Consider the following 3,343-nt stretch of genomic DNA (forward strand, 5'->3'; position numbering starts at 1 on the left):
GAGGGGAGCGGCTGAACGTCGATTGGCCCTAAAATCCTCCCCCCTCCCCGTGCCGGGGAGGATTTGCGCCACCCCAGATCCTCCCCATCCCCGATGGGGAGGGGGACCGCGCGCGCCAGCGCGTGGTGGAGGGGCCACGCCCCGAACGCCACCGCCCCGGTGGAACACCCCAAAACCCCGCCACCTCCCCGCTCCGGCGTTGACAGGCGCAGCCCGCTGGCCGAAACCTTCCCGCGACCGGGGGCGGGAAGCAAGCGGGTAAGAAGGACAGTGATGATGGACGGCGACGGCACCACGGGCACGCCACGCACGGCGGGCATGATGCTGCGCTCCGCACGCGAGGGGCAGGGCCTGACCCTGTCCGACATCGCGCAGCGCACCCGCATCCCCCTGCGCCATCTCGAAGCGGTCGAGGACAGCAAGTTCCAGGCGCTACCCTCCACCACCTATGCGATGGGCTTCGGCCGCGCCTATGCCCGCGCGATCGGCGTCGACGAGACCGAGGTCGCCCGCGCGCTCCGTGCCGAACTCGCCGCCAATTATCAGCGGCCCGAACCGCTCCAGGACCTCGAGCCGATCGACGCGCGCCGTGGCCCCTCGGGCGGGCTGGTCGCCGCCGCAGCCGCGATCGCAATCGTGGTGCTGCTGGTCGTCGGCGTGTTCTTCGGCACCTCGCTGTTCCGCGAGGACGAACCGGCCGCCCCGGCCGCCACCGTCGCCGGCGATCTCGGCATGCTGCCCGCCGCCACCCCGACCGCGGCCCCCGGCGGCGCCACCGTGCCGGTCGCGGCGCCGGCCAGCGGCGGACAGGTGACGCTGACCGCCACCGGCCCGGTCTGGGTCCGCATCTTCGACGACACCGGCACGCTGGTGAACAAGGAAATGGCGGCGAACGAGCGCTACGACGTGCCCGAAACCGCCAGGAACCCGCAGATCCGCACCGGCCGCCCCGACCTGTTGACCGTCACGCTCAACGGATCGAACGTGCCGCCGCTCGGCACCGCCGAACGCGCGATCACCGTCGGCATCAGCGCCGACGCGATCCGCAGCCGCGCCACCCCCGCCCCCACTCCCAGCCCGGCGGGTTAAGCGTGGCGACAGGCGGCATGCGCCACAGCCTTATTTTGTCCGCCTCGAAGGGGCTTTCCATGCGTACTATCCTCGGCCTGCCGCTCGCCGCGCTCGGCCTGCTCCTCGCTTTGCCCGCCGCCGCCCAGGATCAGGGTGCGCTCGACGGCCGCGTCAACAAGCTGGAGCGTGAGATGCGCGCCGTGCAGCGCAAGGTTTTCCCCGGCGGCGCCCCCAATCAGGTCGAGCCGCAGATCACCGCGCCGACCCAGCCGACCGAGATCCCCGGCACCCCGTCGAGCGGCCCGCTCGCCACACTGACCGCGCGCGTCGATGCGCTCGAATCGCAGCAGCAGTCGCTGACCGGCCAGCTCGAACAGGTGCAATATAAACAGCGCCAGCTCGAAGAAGCGTTCGCCGCCTACAAGTCCGCGACCGACGCCCGGCTGAAGACGGTCGAGGCGGGCGCGCTGCCCCCCGCCACCCCCGGCGCGATCGCTGCATCGGGCGACACCAGCACCGACACCAGCGCCCCGCCCCCCGCCACGCGCGGCCCTGGCAATGGCGGCGGCACGCTCGGCGCGCCCGCCGCAACCCCTGCCGCCGACCCGGCCCGCGCCGCGCGCGTCAATGCGATCGAGAAGCCCGCGACCGGCGACGCGGCCGAGGACGGCTATACCTATGGCTACCGCCTGTGGAACGCGAAGCTCTATCCCGAAGCGATCGCCGCGCTCCGCCCGGTCGTCCAGCAATATCCCAAACACCGCCGCGCCAGCTTCGCCCAGAACCTGATCGGCCGCTCCTATCTGGACGACGGCAAGCCCAGCCTCGCGAGCCGCGAATTCTACGACAACTACAAGAACGCCCCCGACGGCGAACGCGCCCCCGACAGCCTGTTCTACCTCGCCGATGCATTGACCAAGCTGAAGAAGACCAAGGAAGCCTGCGACGTCTATGGCGAGCTGACCGACGTCTATGGCGACAAGGTTTCGGCCACGATGAAGGCGGATGTCGCGAAGGGCCGGGCCGCGAACAAGTGCGCGTGAAGCGGTCGCGACACACGAACGTACCCTTTCCCCCAACCGTTCATGCTGAGTAGGGACTGAGCTTGTCGAAGGCCCGTATCGAAGCACGCGCGGCGGTCCTCCGATACGCTGTTTCGACAGGCTCGACCGCTACGCAGGACGAACGGCGGGGGGGTACGCAAGGCCTGCGCTCTCCGGCCACGTCCCTTGCCGGAATTCGACCGACCTTCCCCCACCCACCCCGTTCAGTTCGAGCAGCTTCGAGCGAAGTCGAGAAGCGTCCGTCGAGAACACCCCGTTCGGGGCACCCCCTTCTCGACTACAGTTCTCGACAAGCTCGAACCTGCGCTCGAAGCGAACGGGAAGGGCTAGGCGGACGGCTATGGCCGCTAACAATCAAACATCTTCGCCCGCTTCCTATTCTTACCGTCCGCGTCTATTCCCTCTCCCGGCGGGAGAGGGAGGGAGCGGCGCAGCCGCGGAAGGGTGAAGGCGATCAAAACCGGTCGAGTTCGACCCCAAACAACCCGCTCACCCACGTTCCCCGATGACCCTCCCCCCCGAAGCCATCCTCCGCTTCACTACCCACGTAACCGCACTCGCGCCTACGCCAACCCCCGCCACCCCGCTCGCGCTCGCCATCTCCGGCGGCCCGGACTCGATGGCGATGCTCGCCCTTGCCGCCGCCGCCTTTCCGCAAGCGATCATCGCCGCCACCGTCGACCACCGCCTGCGCCCCGCCTCGGCCGACGAAGCCGCGATGGTCGCCAGCTACTGCAACGCCAACCAGATCCTCCACGCCACCCTCGCCCCAGACCGGCCCCCCGCCGGCGCCAGCATCCAGGCACAGGCCCGCCACCTGCGCTACGCGCTCCTCGCCGACTGGGCGCTCGCCGCGAACGCCGTTGCCCTCGCCACGGCCCACCACGCCGACGATCAGGCCGAAACCTTCCTGATGCGCGCCGCCAGAGGCTCTGGCCCCGCCGGTCTCGCCGGCATCCGCCCGCGCTGGGACTTCCGCAGCGATCGATGGGCGGCATCGCCTACCCGTACCCCGGCGAAGGCTGGGGTACGACCGGAAGCTGCAGCTCCCGCCCTCCCCATCATCCGCCCGCTCCTGACTTGGCGCCGCGCCGACCTGCGCACCCTCGCTACCGACCTGCCCTTCGTCGACGACCCGTCGAACGCCGACCCCCGCCACGACCGCACCCACGCGCGCGTGCTGCTCGCCACCGGCCGGCTCGACCCGC

General features: G+C 70.6%; 3 protein-coding genes. All 3 read left to right on the top strand.

All coding sequences use genetic code 11. The features are described from left to right. Positions 1–273 precede the first annotated feature (273 nt). On the top strand, positions 274–1,089 hold the full coding sequence (locus tag ASE59_RS15415) for a helix-turn-helix domain-containing protein (protein WP_056458232.1): 816 nt from the start codon (positions 274–276) through the stop codon (positions 1,087–1,089). Positions 1,090–1,148: 59 nt separating this feature from the next. Further along, the gene (locus ASE59_RS15420; RefSeq protein WP_056458235.1) at positions 1,149–2,114 is read left to right on the top strand and encodes a tetratricopeptide repeat protein; all 966 of its coding nucleotides are present in this window, start codon (positions 1,149–1,151) and stop codon (positions 2,112–2,114) included. A 526-nt stretch (positions 2,115–2,640) separates the two neighbouring features. Further along, positions 2,641–3,343 (top strand): tRNA lysidine(34) synthetase TilS (gene tilS, locus ASE59_RS20755; protein WP_235515808.1); only part of this gene is annotated, 703 nt, incomplete at its 3' end.

It is taken from the genome of Sphingomonas sp. Leaf10, assembly GCF_001421245.1.
Taxonomy (GTDB): Bacteria; Pseudomonadota; Alphaproteobacteria; order Sphingomonadales; family Sphingomonadaceae; genus Sphingomonas.